The organism is Novosphingobium sp. ST904, from assembly GCF_001298105.1.
GTDB lineage: Bacteria > Pseudomonadota > Alphaproteobacteria > Sphingomonadales > Sphingomonadaceae > Novosphingobium.
The window spans coordinates 118,740-132,033 of sequence record NZ_LGJH01000165.1 but is presented as its reverse complement, the minus strand read 5'-3'; the positions used below and the strand labels follow the sequence as shown (position 1 = coordinate 132,033).

The following is a 13,294-nucleotide window of genomic DNA, read 5'->3' as shown; positions in this document are numbered from 1 at the left end:
CTTTCGAGGGAAGCACGGTAATTGGCCGGGAATATGAACGTCATGAGCAGCGAGCCGGAACATATCAGCGCGAACGCCGGGGAGGACGACTTCTGGGATGTCGGCAGCATTGTCCGCGAACTCGCGGAGATCCGGCATCACTGGCGCACCACCAATACCCAGCATTCGGAATATGGGGTGGAGAGCTTCCCTTCCCGCGTGCGCCTTGCAAAAGTGGCCGACGAACTTTGCGGCGCGCTGTTCCCGCTCAGGCTCGGCCCCGATTTCGTCCGCCTGCACAACGAGGACACCTTCGTAACTCAGTCCCTGCAGATCGCGCTGAGCCGGCTTCAGGCCCAGTTGCGGCTCGAACTGACATATTCCTCCGGCACGCAGGACAAGGGCGCGATCGATCGCCATGCCTCGGAACTGGTCGCCGGGTTTTCCCGCCAGCTCCCCGCGATCCGGCGCCTGCTCGATATAGATATCGAAGCCGCCTATCGCGGCGACCCTTCGGCGCGCAGCCTCGACGAAGTGCTGATCTGCTATCCCGGACTGCTGGCGATCATCCATCACCGCCTTGCCCACGCCCTGCACCTGCTGGGCGTACCGCTGGTGGCGCGCATCCTCTCGGAAATCTCGCATAGCCGAACGGGGATCGACATTCACCCCGGCGCACAGATCGGACAGGGGTTCTTCATCGATCACGGCACCGGCGTGGTCATCGGGGAAACCGCGATCATCGGCGACAACGTTCGCATCTATCAGGGCGTGACGCTGGGCGCGAAGAACTTTCCCGCCGATCCTTCGGGTGCGCTGGTCAAGGCCACGCCGCGCCATCCGATCATCGAGGACGACGTGGTGATCTACGCCGGCGCGACGATCCTGGGCCGGGTGACGATCGGCAAGGGCTCCGAGATCGGCGGCAATGTCTGGCTCACGCACGGGGTTCCCGCGCACAGCCGGGTGTATCAGGCCCGGGAGAACCTGGTGACGAGCCAGAACGGCAAGGTTGCGCCCGCTCCCGGCTCGCTTAACTGACGGCCCGGCGCAGCAGGTAGACGTCCATGATCCAGCCATGGCTGGCGCGCAGTTCGGCCCGGTGCCGGACGATCTGCGGCCCGGCCGTGGCCAGCGGCCCGTGGACCAGCGCTTCATGTGCCATGCCGAGATAGGCGCCCCACCAGATCGTCAGGCCCTCTTGCGGCAGCGCGGAAAAAGCGCACATGCCATCAAGCATGACCACGACCGTTTCCGCGCCCTGCGGCCACCCATCCTCCCGAAGGCGGCGTCCGGTGGTGATCGTGACGGGTGAACCCAGAGTGTTGAGCGGGATGCAATGCGCCGCCGTCAGTGCCTGGATGCTGGTTATGCCCGGCACGACCTGCGTGCGCAGGGCCATTCCGCCCTCCGCGAGCAGGCCCGCGATCCGCAGCGTGCTGTCGTAAAGGGAGGGATCTCCCCAGACCAGCAGCGCCAGCTTGCCGCCCTGCGGCAGATGCGCACCGATCTGATCGGCCCAGACGCGGGCGATTGCGCCGTGCCAGTCTCCCACCGCCTCAAGGTAGGGCGGCACCGGCGAGCGTTCCGGCAGATCGAATTCGGCGATGCGCACGGGCTGCGTCAGCACGGCACCGCAGATCGCGCGGCGCAGGTCCAGCAGGTCCGACTTGCGTTCGCCCTTACGCGGCAACAGGATCAGGTCCGCCTGGTTCAGTGCCTTCACCGCCGCCAAGGTCAAGTGATCGGGATTGCCGGTGCCGATCCCGATGAGATGAAGGTCGATCACGCGGCCGTCACTCTTCCAGCCCGGCGAACCGGGATTCGGCCGTTTGCGGGCGGAACCGGCGGTCGTAACCTGCGGCATAGAGGCTGCTCTCGCCGGACACGCCCTGCCCCAGCGCCTTGCCCACGAGGATCAGCGCCGTCCGCTCCATGCTCCCCGCCACCGCGGCTTCCACCGAACCGAGGCTGGCGCGCACGACACGCTCGTCCGGCCAGCTTGCCCGCCACACCACGGCGACCGGGCAATCCGTGCCGTAAGCGGGGAGCAGATCCCGCACCACCTGCCCGAGATTGTGGATCGACAGGTGAATCGCCAGCGTCGCTCCGGTCGCGGCGAACCGTGTCAGGCTCTCGGCCTCGGGCATGGCGCTCGCCCGCCCGGGCGTGCGGGTAAGGACCAGCGACTGGGCCAGCGCGGGCACCGTCAATTCGGCCTCCAGCGCTGCCGCCGCCGCCGCGAATGCCGGAACGCCGGGGGTCACCGTGAACGGAATGCCCAGCGCCCGCAGCCGCCTGACCTGCTCCCCCATGGCCGACCAGATCGATAGGTCGCCCGAATGGAGCCGCGCCACGTCCTGCCCCGCGTCATGGGCTTCGCGGATCGCGGCCACGATTTCGTCCAGCGCCATCGAAGCGGTGTTCACGATGCGCGCGCCCGGCGGGCAATGGTCGAGGATGGCGGCAGGCACGAGCGAACCGGCATAGAGGCACACCGGGCTCGCCGCGATCAGATCTCGCCCGCGCAGCGTCAACAGGTCGGGCGCGCCGGGACCGGCTCCGATGAAATGAACGGTCATGGTTGAACTCCCTCGGCGATGGCGCAAGTCGCCATGCGGTCAGATGAAACGTGGCGGGGGGCGAGCAGCCTCGCGGCCGGACCGCAGGCGGCAAGCGCGGCAGCTTCGGCCACGCTGCCGGTTCCCCGCGCGGCAAGGCTTGCGGCGGAGCGGGTGATCGTGGATGCGGCGCGGAGCCGCTCGGCATCGATGGCCAGCAGCGGCAGGCCGAGACGGTCGGCCAGCGCCTTGAGCTGGGGGGCCTTGTCGCAAGGGGCGGCCAGCGCCGCAATCGGCGGCAGGCCTGCGCAGGCCCCTTCCAGCGCGCGCTCCAGAGAGACGAGGTTCGCGCCCGCGCGAAATCCGAAACCAGCCACGATCACAGCACCACGCTCCACTGGACGATCGGATAGCTTGCCCTCCAGCCGCGCTTCGCGCCCAGCGGCGCCGCTTCGGACAGTTCGATCCGCAGGAGACTGCCCCCCTCGCCCCGTGCCATTGCGCCAGCAAGGCCTCCGATTCCAGTGTGACGGCATTGGCGACGAGACGTGCGCCCGGCCTCAGCACGGTCCAGAGACATTCCAGAAGCTCCGCACAGAGCCCGCCGCCGATGAAAACCGCATCGGGCGCGGCCTGCCCGGCCAGCACGGCAGGCGCGCGGCCTTCCACCACGGACAGCCGATCGGCCCCCAGCGCCGCCGCATTGGCCCGCGCCCGCGCCGCACGCGCGGGGTCGCTCTCGAAGGCAATGGCCTGCATGTCCGGGTGCGCAAGCAGCCACTCTATCGCAATGGACCCCGAGCCGGTGCCGATATCCCACAGGGTCTCGCCCTGACGCGGCGCCAGCGCCGAAAGCGTGAGGGCCCGCACCGGGCGCTTGCTGATCTGTCCGTCATGCGCGAACCAGTCGTCCGGCAGGCCGGTGCCGCAGGGCAGAACCGCGCCGTTTCCGGCAAAACGGATACCCAGCGCCGCGGGGTGCGCGATATCGGCGAAGTCAAGCTCTTCCGCGGCCGAATGGCGTATGCGCTCGCGCGGGCCGCCCAGCGCTTCGAGCACGGAAAGCTCCGAAGCTCCGAAGCCCAGTTCCGCGAGATAACGGGCCACCGCCACCGCCGCCGCGCCGTCACGAACCAAAACCAGCGCCCTTCGCCCCGGTGCGATGTGGCGGCGCAGGCGGCCAAGCGGCGCCGCGTGAAGGCCGAGGCAGGCCGTGCCCTCGATCGGCCAGCCAAGCCGCGAGGCGGCCAGCGCAAAGACCGAAGGTGCGGGATGCGCGGTCCATTCGTCCCGTCGCAGATGCCGGGTCACGACACTGCCTGCGCCGAACCAGAACGGATCGCCCGATGCCAGCATGACCACGCGCCTGCCGCGATGGGCCAGCAGCGGTTCCAGTCCATCGGCGAAGGGCACTGGCCACGTCATCCGCTCACCTGTAGAGGCGGGCAGGAGCCCGAGGTGGCGTGCGGCGCCGGTCACCAGTTCGGCACCGGCCAGTGCCTCGCGGCTTGCATCGGAGAGACCGGAAAGCCCGTCCTCACCCATGCCGACGATGGTAAGCCATGGCTGTTCAGGAGTTTCCGGCATTTCCCATATCCTGGTTCTCGGCGGGACGACGGAAGCCAGCGCGCTGGTCGCCTCCCTGGCGGAGCGCGGGCTCACCGCGACACTGAGCTATGCGGGGCGCGTCGAACGGCCGAAGGCGCAGCCGGTGCCGGTGCGTATCGGCGGTTTCGGCGGCATCGAGGGACTGGAACGCTATTTGCGGGAACACCGGGTCACCCATCTGGTAGATGCCACGCATCCGTTCGCCGCGACCATGAGCGCGCACGCGCTGGCCGCCGCCCGGAACACTGCAACGCCGCACATCCGGCTCACCCGCCCCCCGTGGCAACCCGCCCGAGGCGACCGCTGGCAGCATGCGGCGGATATCGAGGCCGCCGTTTCGGCGCTTGCCGGGCCGCCGCGCAGGGTCATGCTGGCACTCGGCCGGATGCATGTGAACGCTTTCGCGGTGCAGGGTCAGCACCACTACCTGCTGCGCTTCGTGGACCGCCCGGAACAGGCGCCCGCGCTTCCCGACCATCATCTGGTGGTCGATCGCGGCCCCTTCACCGCCGAGGCCGACACGCGCCTGCTGCGGGACCATGCCATCGACCTGATCGTCTGCAAGAATGCCGGGGGCACCGGGGCGGAGGCCAAGCTCATCGCCGCGCGCCGCCTCGGCGTGCCCGTGCTCATGATCGACCGCCCAGCGCCCGCCCGGGGCAAGGCGGTTCACCACCCCGGCGAGGTGCTGCGCTGGCTGGGTCATGCCGCCGACCGCGGCGTGTAGAGGATCGCCTTCCCGGCCGCTCGACAGCCGGGTCCGGCTGGAACCGAGGATCACCATCGTGCGCATGTCCGCCATTTCCGGCCGGGCCTCGCCCAGCGTGACGACACGCATTTCCTCCTCCGGCGTGGAGACTGCGCGCGCGAACAGGATCAGCCGGTCCTCTCCGCATGTCTCGCGCAGGACTTCAAGGACGCGCGCAAATCCGTGCGGTCGTGCCTTCGACCGGGGATTGTAGAACGCCATCGCAAAGTCCGCCTCTGCCGCAAGGCGCAGCCGCCGCTCGATCAATGCCCAGGGCTTGAGATTGTCGGAGAGGTTGATGGCGCAGAAATCGTGGCCCAGCGGGGCGCCCGCCCGGGCGCTGGCCGCCAGCATCGCGGTGATCCCCGGCAGCACCCGTATATCGAGTGCGCGGTGCGCGGCAGGCCCCGCCTCCAGCGCCTCGAACACGGCGGAGGCCATTGCGAACACCCCCGGATCGCCCGACGACACCACCACGACCCGCCGCCCACTCGCCGCCATCTCCAGGGCATGGGCGGCGCGCTCCAGCTCCACCCGGTTGTCGCTGGCGTGAAGCGTCAGCCCTGCCCGCGCGGGGACGCGCGAAACGTATGGGGCATAGCCGACGATGTCGGTCGCCTCCGCCAGCGCCTGCGAGACTTCTGGCGTCACCAGCGCGGCATCACCCGGACCGATGCCCGCAATCGCGATCCAGCCGCTCATGGCCGGCGGCCCTGCCCGTGGATCAGCAGGATCGAGAAATAGGGCGTCACGGCCTGCGCCTCGCACAGCGGCGTAACGCGTTGCTCCGCCATGGCCGCATGTTCCACCAGCCAGGCCTCTCCCTCGCGCCCGGCGGCGGCCACCGCGCGCCGCAGCTTGTCGAGATTGCGACCGATCTTCATGACGACCAGGGCATCGGTATCGCGAATGCGCTTGCCAGATCGTCCTCGGGCAGCGTGGCCATCAGCACGGTGAGCACGTCGTCTCCCCAGGTCATCGGCGCGCCGCTGGCAGTCCACGCGCCGGACATCCCGGTGATCCCGGGGACCACTCGTGTCGGCACCGAGCCCGACAGGCGGGTGTAGAGGTGCATGAACGAGCCGTAGAAGAACGGGTCGCCCTCGCACAGGACCACGACATCCTCGCCCGCACCGGCCAGCCGCGCGACATGGCCCGCGCAATATTCGTAGAACTCGGAAAGGCAGGCGTTGTAGCGCGGGTCGGACAGCGGGATTTCCGTCGTGACCGGATACTCCATCGCGAATTCCACAACGTCTTCGCGCAGCATCCCCTCGACGATCCTGCGCGCCTGCCCGGGGCGGCCGGACTTGCGGAAATAGGCGACATGCCTTGCCTCGCGCACCAGACGGTCGGCGCGAACGCTCAGCAGGTCCTGCGCGCCGGGGCCAAGGCCCACGCCGTGAACGGTGCCCGGCTTCATTCCGCGCGGCTCCCGATGGCGTTGATCGCGGCCACGGTGATGGCGCTGCCGCCCAGCCGCCCCTCGACGATGCAGCAGGGCACCGGCATCGCCTCCCACAGCGCGGCCTTGGACTCCACCGCGCCGACAAAGCCGACCGGACACCCTATGATCGCCGCCGGGCGCGGACAGGCGGGGTCTTCCAGCATGTTCAGCAAATGGAACAGCGCTGTCGGCGCATTGCCGATCGCCACCAGCGCCCCCTGCAGATGCGGCCGCCACAGTTCGAGCGCCGCGGCCGAGCGCGTGTTGGACATGGCTTTCGCCAGATCGGGAACCGCCGGGTCGTGCAGCGTGCAGATCACCGGATTGCCGGCGGGAAGGCGCGATCTGGTGATGCCTTCCGTCACCATGCGCGCATCGCAGAGCACCGGAGCCCCGCGCGCTGCAGCCGCGATCGCGGCTTCGGCGAAGCCCGCGGAGAACCGTATATGAGCGGCCAGTTCGACCATGCCCGAGGCATGGATCATGCGCACCGCGATACGCTCTTCCTCACGCGTGAAACGCTGGAGATCGGCCTCGGCACGGATGGTCGCGAAAGACTGGCGGTAGATCGCCGCGCCATCGGTTTCATAAAGATGAGGCATCATTCGGCTCCGAAATGGGCGAGCAGTTGTGGGAGATCGAGGCCGGACCGGCATGGCGGGTCTCCGGCAGCGGCATCGATGGAAAGGTCGAAGCGGCCGTTTCGCCCGGTCAGCGTGACGCTTGCAGGGGCGGAACGCGCACAGCCCTTGGCGCAGCCGGAGACGTGAAGGCGGCCCGGAACGTGCGCGGCCAGCCGCAAGGCCAGCGGCCGCGTCGCCACGGTCGCCTGCGGGCACAGCGGTGCTCCGGGGCAGGCGTCCACGCGCATGGCCGGATCGGTAGGATCGCTGACAAAGCCATCCCCGACAGGATCGGGGAGCGGGTTCGCGCCTTCCAGAAGAAGCACCCGCCACGGGGTGATCCGCAAGGCCGCCGCCCCGGAACGTGTGACGAGCGAGGCCAGCGCCGCCGCCTCCACGCTGCCGAAAGCGGCGCCGCAGGCATGGCCCATGGCATGGGCGCCGGGGCCGATGACCGGACGCGGCGATGCGGGAGAGACCCATCCCCTGGCCCAGCCCGGCAGCTCGGCACGGTGGCGCGCCATCCTGCCGGATGCGATCCCGCCGGAGGCGACGAACCATTCCGCCAGTTCGACCAGCGCGCCGACCGCTTCGTCCACGGCAACGGGAATCCCCAGCGCCCGGCCATCCGCGCGCAGGATGAGCCAGCCGCCTTCGCCCCGTTCGATCCGAAAGTCCGCCGGGCTTCCCCCCAGGATCGGCGCGGCTCCGGCGTCCACGGCGAAACCCATCTTTCCCGGCAGTTCCGGCAGGCGAACCTGCGCACTGGCCAGCGCCTCGGCGATCCGGAACGTGTCGTCCCCCGCCGTCCAGTCCGGCGCGACGAGGATATTGCGGCGGTTTTCGGTATCGGGCCGGGCATCCACCAGTTCCAGCGCCACCAGTTGCTCCAGCAGGGCCGCCCAACCGGCTTCGGTCACACCCCGGATCTGGAGATTGGCACGGCGGCTGAGGTCGATCGCCCCGCTGCCGTATTCGCGGGCCAGCGCGCAGAGCGCCAGCGCCTGCGCGCGTGACAGGCGCCCAAGGCGCGGCCGCACGCGCACGATCAGCCCGTCGCCCGCCATCATCGGGCGCCAGGCACTGGGGCACCAGCCGCGCACGGCAAAGTCGCTCATGTGCGGCGATCCGGGCGGGAACGCTGGATTTTCAAAAGGGCACGCTTCGACGAGACGCGCATAAACGCTTTCAACCGCGCGCGGCGACGATGACCGGGGCTTGCCGACGAAGTCGGTCCGTGCGCAACGACAGGCGGGCGCGACATACGCCATCCCTGCACACCGATGCAGCCCCAGCCGCACAGGTTCGTCGCTCACGCGGAGTACCGAGCCTTGGCCTTTCCCTGGACCATGGCAAGAGCGACCGACGCGCCGGCAGGTCTCCTGGCTCACGGGTCAAAGCTCGATACGCGGCCTTCCCGGAACCGGCGCCGATGGGCGCCTTCATCCAGTGGCCGGCTCCGTTGAGGGAGCCCCGGCATCTCGCTCGCCGCTTACAGTTGCAGGGACAGCTGCGGAATGGGAGTTTCCTCCGCACCGCATTCCCATTTCAGCCCCGAAAGGCACCCGCGCGATCGTTGCAGGCCGGACGAAATCCGGCTTGCAGGTGCCGCCTAACCCAAAACGGGATCGATGCCAATCGTCAGCGCAGCCCTGCAAGCGCATCCCGGCGATATCGCACGGCGGCGGCGATACCGGGCGGCCCGATTGCGCCCGATCAATGCGGCTGACGGCGCAGGCGTCATGATCTGCCGAAACCCGGAAGTCATCGCCGATGGTGACGAAACCTCAGGTCGGGTCCGGACGTTGCACACCGAGACGAAGGAGAATCCCATGCTCGAACATGTCCCTCAATGGCTTGGCGCCCTGTTTCACAACTTCCGCGCGGGACATTCCAAGCTGGCGATCGTCCGCGCCGGGCTGGTGCCGGAAGGCGCCTTCATAGACCTGTCGAGCCCCGCTTTCGAGAACGGCGCGCGCCTTCCCGCCCGCTTCACGCCCGATGGCGAAGGCATATCCCCGCCGCTGGAATGGGGCGAGGTTCCTGCCGCCACCACCAGCCTGGCGCTGCTGGTCGAAGACCCCGACGCTCCTGCGGCCGAGCCTCTTGTCCACGCCATCGTCTGGAACCTTCCCGCAGGCACACGGGCGATTCCCGAAGGCGGCATCGGCCCTGACGACGACGGTGCGCCGGACGGGCGCGATGTGGGGCGCAACAGCTATCAGGCCGAAGGCTGGCTGCCGCCCGATCCCCCGCCGGGCCACGGCACGCACGATTACGTGTTCCAGCTCTTCGCGCTTTCCCGCGCGCCCGTGCTGGAAACGAACCCGGGCCGTTCGGAATTCCTGGCGGCGATCAAGGACCATGTCCTGGCCGCCGGAATGCTGGTGGGCCATTACGCGCGCGGAGACGGGGAACCGGCTGACGAGGAGTAGATCACGGCGGCAAAGGCGAGCGCCCCTTCGGCGCTCCCGCCCCGCTGTCATCTCCATTCGCGCAGGCGGGTTGCGCGCGCGGCCATTGTCAGCAGCGCAGGAAAGGACCGGGCCGCGTGGCACCCGGCCTGCCGCAGGACCGGATGGTCCAGCATGTTCTGGAACGCCATGGCCCGCCGGACCTGACCGCGAACCTCCGCGGCGAGCCTGCAGTCGTATCGCCGCGCGTCCTCGCCCGCCATCACGCTTTGCGCGGCGACGAAGGCACTGCGCAGGGCGATGGCCATGCCGTCCCCGGTGAGCGAGGCGGTCATCGCCCACTGGTCTCCCAGCCGCAGCACCCGGCTGTTCGCGGTCCGGGCCGGGGCCATGCCGTAGTTCAGGTTGGCGATCGTTACAGGACGGTCGAACAGCGGCTCCGCATCGGCCAGCATTTCGCGCAGCGCCGCGATCTCGTCCAGCCGGGCGCGCAGGCCCGTCCAGTCCCCGCCGGACTGCGCAAGACGGCTGCGGCGCACGACGAGGCACAAGTTGGCCCGTCCACCCTCCACCATCTGAAGTCCCGCATAACCGCCGCCGAACAGAAAGAGCATGATCGTGCCCGCCAGACGGTGCATCGCGGCAGGGGCAAGGCGGTAATGCATCTTGAACCCCACGAAACCAGCCTCCGCCCGCCCCGTGGACGCCGTGCCTCTTTCGCGCAGGGGCAGCTTGCCGCTTGCCAGCAGCAGATACTCCCCCTCTCGGTCCCCCTCGCTCGTGCGGGCCACGCAGCCGCCGAGTTCGAGTACCCTGACGCCCCGCTCCACCCGCGCGCCGGCTGCGATGGTCTCCCTCAACAGCGCCTCGTCCAGCACATGGCGGCTGAGGCCCCAGGCACCGAAGGGCAGCGGCGCCTCCGCTTCCACAGTGCCCGAAACCAGCCTGATCCGCTGGATCGGCACACCGCCCAGCGAAGCGGGGTCCACGCCAAGCTGGCGCAGATGCGCCGCCGCCTCCACCGAGAGGAATTCGCCGCAGACCTTGTGATGCGGCCCATGCTCCCGTTCCAGCAGGAGCACGTCCCGCCCCTGCCGCGCCAGCAGGCAGCCGCCGCCCCGCCTGCAAGCCCCCCGCCGACCACGAGGACATCGGCCATGTCAGCGTTCCAGGGTGAAGCGGAAGCTCTCCGCCGCCATGCCCAGCCCGAAGGCCAGCGCCAGCCCATCTCCCTCGCCCGAGCCCGACAGCATCCGCGAAAGGATGAACATCAATGTCGCCGAGGACATGTTGCCGTGATCGTGCAGCACCGTTCGCGAAGGCAGCAGCGCCTCGGCGGGTAAGCCAAGGCCGTGCTCCACGGCATCCAGCACCGTGCGGCCGCCCGCGTGGACCGCCCATAACGCGACATCACCGGGTGAAGCGCCGCGCAGGAGCCCCCGGTCGTCTCCGCGGGAGGCATCCGCCGCAAGAGCCTCGGCGATGCGGGCCGGCACTTCTCCGCCAAGGTGCATGTCGAACCCCTGATCGCGGATCGACCATGTGATGGCATCGGCCGTGCCCGGTATCGTCACCGCCCGAAAATCGCGCAGGGCGATCCCTTCCGGCCGCGCCGTCACCAAAGCCGCCGCAGCCCCATCGCCGAACAATAGCATCGCCAGCAGGTTCGCCAGATCGCCGCTCCGCTGGAAATGGATCGTACAGAGTTCAAGCGTCACCACCAGCACCCGCGCCTCCGGCGTCGAACGGACGATATGATGCGCCAGCCGCAGGGAATTGACGGCCGCATAACAGCCCATGAAACCCACCACCGTCCGCTCCACGCCGGGATCGAGTCCGGCGCCGGCAACGATCGCCTGGTCCAGCCCGGGCGCCATGAAGCCGGTGCAGGAAGCGACGATGAGGTGCGTGATCCCCGCCGCGGCGATGTCGATTTCCAGCGCCTCTATCGCGGCGAAGGCCAGACGGGGCGCGTCGCGTTCGTAAAGCGCCATGCGCTGCCCGGTCGATGGCCACGCCCCCGTCCCATAAAAGCCCGCCGTATCGGTTATCGTGCCATCGGCAAGCGTCACCGGTTCGAGGAAGGAATAGCGCTGCGCGATGCCGGAGCGGGCGGCCATGCGCTCGAACAGGCGGCGAGACCGTGCATCGGCCAGCTCTGCGCTGACGAAGCGCACGAAAGCATCGTGAACCGCGAAAGGCGGATTGGCGGTGCCGATGCGATTGATATGCGCGATAGCCGAGGTCATGCCCGTCTCCCCACCAGCACCGCGTTCAGCCCGCCGAACGCGAAGCTGTTCGAAATCAGCACTTCGGCCGAAAATGACTGAGGCTCCAGCGCCAGCGGAAGATCGCACTCCGGGTCAGGGCCGAGATGGTTCAGCACCGGGGGCGCCGTGCCTTCGACAAGGGCCATCAGCCCCAGCAGGAACTCCATCGCCCCGGTCGCGCCGATCATGTGGCCATGCGCGGACTTCGTGGCGATCACCCGGTGGCGGGGCAGGTCTGCGCCGTAGACCTCCCGCAGCGCAAGCGCTTCGGCCGCATCGTTCAGCGCGGTGCCGGTGCCATGCGCCGAAACGATGGCGGGAATGTCGAAACCGATGCATGCATCCTCATGCGCTGCGCGAATAGCGGCCGCGATCCCGGCAGTGTCCGGCGCAGTGATGTGCGACGCATCGCTCGACAGGCCATATCCCGCCAGTTCGCCATGAACGCGGGCTCCTCTGGCGCGGGCATGGCGCTCGCTTTCCAGCACGAGCACGGCCGCGCCCTCGCCCAGCACCATGCCGCGCCGATCGCGCGAGAACGAGCGGCAGGTGTCCGGCGCCAGCACGCCCAGAGACTGCCATCCCGCCATCGAACCACGCGTGAGGCAGGCCTCGGCCCCGCCCGCGATCGCCACATCGACACGGCCGCTGCGGATCATGTGCAGGGCTTCCCCCAGCGCGTGAGCGGAAGAGGCGCAGGCGCTGGACAGGGTAAAGACCGGGCCGTGGATGCCCAGCAGGATCGAGACATGCGCGGCGGGAGCCGTGATCATCGAGCTAGGGATGGTCTGGGGGTGGACCTTGGCCTCGTCCTTGCCGAAGAGCCGTTCGTAACCTGTGTCGATCGTTTCGTTGCCGCCGCTGCCGCAGCCCATCAGGACCGCCGTGCGCCGGGCCAGTGACGGATGATCCGCAAGGCCTGCATCCCGGACGGCCTCCAGCGCGGCCTCTATCGCGAACTGGGAGATCGGATCGAGGCGGCCAAGGCGGCGCAGGCGCTGCCCATCCACGCCCGGAAAGCGGATGTCGTCCGCGGGCCTGCCCTCCAGCCAGGCGGCCATGCCCACCGGCGCCGGGCCCGGCAGCGGGCGGATCGCGCCGTCTCCCTTGCGGGTACGCGCCCAGTTGACAGCGAGGCCCCGGCCAAGACCGCTCACACACCCCATGCCGGTCACGAGCACGCGGTGCCCCGAGGCGCCGGTCATCGCGGCGCGGCGCTTCCGATGCGTTCCAGCAACTGCCCCAGCGTGGTCTCGCGCGAGAGTTCCTCCGGCTGGATTTCGACCCCGAACCTGTCCTCCAGCTCGAACAGGATGCTGACAAGATCGAGCGAGGAAATGTCCAGCGTGGCCAGCGTGGCTTCCGGGCGGAGCTGCTCGGGCGGAAGGCCCGTCTCCTTGGCGATCAAGGCGATGATATCGGCATCGTGAGTCATCGGCTGTTCTCCATTGGGACGGGGGCCAAGGGCTGGAATCGGGGCTGGAATCGGAGCCGGGAAGGTCCGGCAGGGCGCGAAATCGCAAGCTCCGCCATGACCTCAGCCCGTCCGGGAAATAGGCCGGTATCCTGCCTGGAGCACGCACGCCGTAAGCGGACATTGGCTTCTCATCATGGCATCCCACCCGGATCGTAAGGACCGGAGAC

12 protein-coding genes, 3 pseudogenes and 1 riboswitch are annotated in these 13,294 nt (G+C 69.0%); of the genes and pseudogenes, 3 read left to right on the top strand and 12 right to left on the bottom strand.

The features are described 5' to 3' along the window. Positions 1-42 precede the first annotated feature (42 nt). A complete protein-coding gene (epsC, locus tag ADT71_RS27045) occupies positions 43-1,020 on the top strand; it encodes a serine O-acetyltransferase EpsC (RefSeq protein WP_054441975.1) in 978 nt (325 codons plus the stop codon). On the opposite strand, the gene cobF is transcribed toward epsC, so the two are convergent. The 4 genes and pseudogenes from cobF to cbiE all read right to left on the bottom strand — a co-directional run bounded on the left by cobF (position 1,013) and on the right by cbiE (position 4,127). Then, positions 1,013-1,768, bottom strand: a complete 756-nt coding sequence (cobF, locus tag ADT71_RS27040) for a precorrin-6A synthase (deacetylating) (protein ID WP_054441860.1) — start codon at positions 1,766-1,768, stop codon at positions 1,013-1,015. The genes epsC and cobF overlap by 8 nt on opposite strands. Before the next feature lie 7 nt (positions 1,769-1,775). Next, positions 1,776-2,561, bottom strand: a complete 786-nt coding sequence (cobM, locus tag ADT71_RS27035; RefSeq protein ID WP_054441859.1) for a precorrin-4 C(11)-methyltransferase — start codon at positions 2,559-2,561, stop codon at positions 1,776-1,778. Beyond that, positions 2,558-2,917 (bottom strand): cobalamin biosynthesis protein, encoded by a 360-nt coding sequence (locus ADT71_RS27030; RefSeq protein WP_369818354.1) that lies wholly within the window; start codon positions 2,915-2,917, stop codon positions 2,558-2,560. The genes cobM and ADT71_RS27030 overlap by 4 nt, the downstream gene beginning before the upstream one ends. A gap of 2 nt (positions 2,918-2,919) precedes the next feature. Next, a pseudogene (cbiE, locus tag ADT71_RS27025) lies at positions 2,920-4,127 on the bottom strand (precorrin-6y C5,15-methyltransferase (decarboxylating) subunit CbiE). On the opposite strand from cbiE, the gene ADT71_RS27020 reads away from it, so the two are divergent. Further along, positions 4,126-4,875 carry a cobalt-precorrin-6A reductase gene (locus ADT71_RS27020; RefSeq protein ID WP_132468923.1) on the top strand — a complete coding sequence of 250 codons (750 nt, stop codon included), beginning with the start codon at positions 4,126-4,128 and terminating at the stop codon, positions 4,873-4,875. The pseudogene cbiE and the gene ADT71_RS27020 sit on opposite strands and share 2 nt — an antisense overlap. On the opposite strand, the pseudogene cobJ reads toward ADT71_RS27020, so the two are convergent. The 4 genes and pseudogenes from cobJ to ADT71_RS27000 form a co-directional block, all read right to left on the bottom strand. Beyond that, positions 4,851-5,598, bottom strand: a pseudogene (cobJ, locus tag ADT71_RS27015) (precorrin-3B C(17)-methyltransferase). The gene ADT71_RS27020 and the pseudogene cobJ sit on opposite strands and share 25 nt — an antisense overlap. Beyond that, positions 5,595-6,319, bottom strand: a pseudogene (locus tag ADT71_RS27010) (precorrin-2 C(20)-methyltransferase). Before ADT71_RS27010 ends, cobJ begins: the two co-directional pseudogenes overlap by 4 nt. Continuing rightward, positions 6,316-6,945: a precorrin-8X methylmutase gene (locus ADT71_RS27005; RefSeq protein ID WP_054441974.1), complete on the bottom strand. Its 630-nt coding sequence runs from the start codon at positions 6,943-6,945 to the stop codon at positions 6,316-6,318. Before ADT71_RS27005 ends, ADT71_RS27010 begins: the two are co-directional and overlap by 4 nt. Further along, positions 6,945-8,084: a cobalamin biosynthesis protein CobG gene (locus ADT71_RS27000; protein ID WP_054441856.1), complete on the bottom strand. Its 1,140-nt coding sequence runs from the start codon at positions 8,082-8,084 to the stop codon at positions 6,945-6,947. Before ADT71_RS27000 ends, ADT71_RS27005 begins: the two co-directional genes overlap by 1 nt. A gap of 236 nt (positions 8,085-8,320) precedes the next feature. Beyond that, a riboswitch (cobalamin riboswitch) is annotated at positions 8,321-8,550 on the bottom strand. A gap of 248 nt (positions 8,551-8,798) precedes the next feature. Between ADT71_RS27000 and ADT71_RS26995 the strand changes: the two genes are divergently transcribed. Next, complete coding sequence (locus tag ADT71_RS26995; RefSeq protein WP_054441973.1) at positions 8,799-9,401, top strand: YbhB/YbcL family Raf kinase inhibitor-like protein; 603 nt, start codon at positions 8,799-8,801, stop codon at positions 9,399-9,401. A 47-nt stretch (positions 9,402-9,448) separates the two neighbouring features. Here the strand turns inward: ADT71_RS26995 and ADT71_RS26990 are convergent, their stop codons facing one another. From ADT71_RS26990 to ADT71_RS26975, 4 genes are all read right to left on the bottom strand, one after another. Further along, entirely contained in the window at positions 9,449-10,462 is a 1,014-nt protein-coding gene (locus ADT71_RS26990) for an NAD(P)/FAD-dependent oxidoreductase (RefSeq protein ID WP_197283143.1), read from the bottom strand. Between the two features lie 78 nt (positions 10,463-10,540). Next, complete coding sequence (locus ADT71_RS26985) at positions 10,541-11,629, bottom strand: type III polyketide synthase (protein WP_054441855.1); 1,089 nt, start codon at positions 11,627-11,629, stop codon at positions 10,541-10,543. Beyond that, on the bottom strand, positions 11,626-12,855 hold the full coding sequence (locus ADT71_RS26980) for a beta-ketoacyl synthase (RefSeq protein ID WP_054441854.1): 1,230 nt from the start codon (positions 12,853-12,855) through the stop codon (positions 11,626-11,628). The genes ADT71_RS26985 and ADT71_RS26980 overlap by 4 nt, the downstream gene beginning before the upstream one ends. Continuing rightward, positions 12,852-13,085 (bottom strand): acyl carrier protein, encoded by a 234-nt coding sequence (locus ADT71_RS26975; RefSeq protein ID WP_054441853.1) that lies wholly within the window; start codon positions 13,083-13,085, stop codon positions 12,852-12,854. Before ADT71_RS26975 ends, ADT71_RS26980 begins: the two co-directional genes overlap by 4 nt. Positions 13,086-13,294: the final 209 nt, after the last annotated feature.

Bases quoted from the DNA above. Each gene is read 5' to 3' on its own strand.
- epsC (WP_054441975.1), top strand. From the start codon at position 43: ATGAGCAGCGAGCCGGAACATATCAGCGCGAACGCCGGGGAGGACGAC.
- cobM (WP_054441859.1), bottom strand. From the start codon at position 2,561: ATGACCGTTCATTTCATCGGAGCCGGTCCCGGCGCGCCCGACCTGTTG.
- ADT71_RS27005 (WP_054441974.1), bottom strand. From the start codon at position 6,945: ATGCCTCATCTTTATGAAACCGATGGCGCGGCGATCTACCGCCAGTCT.
- ADT71_RS27000 (WP_054441856.1), bottom strand. From the start codon at position 8,084: ATGAGCGACTTTGCCGTGCGCGGCTGGTGCCCCAGTGCCTGGCGCCCG.
- ADT71_RS26995 (WP_054441973.1), top strand. From the start codon at position 8,799: ATGCTCGAACATGTCCCTCAATGGCTTGGCGCCCTGTTTCACAACTTC.
- ADT71_RS26985 (WP_054441855.1), bottom strand. From the start codon at position 11,629: ATGACCTCGGCTATCGCGCATATCAATCGCATCGGCACCGCCAATCCG.
- ADT71_RS26980 (WP_054441854.1), bottom strand. From the start codon at position 12,855: ATGACCGGCGCCTCGGGGCACCGCGTGCTCGTGACCGGCATGGGGTGT.
- ADT71_RS26975 (WP_054441853.1), bottom strand. From the start codon at position 13,085: ATGACTCACGATGCCGATATCATCGCCTTGATCGCCAAGGAGACGGGC.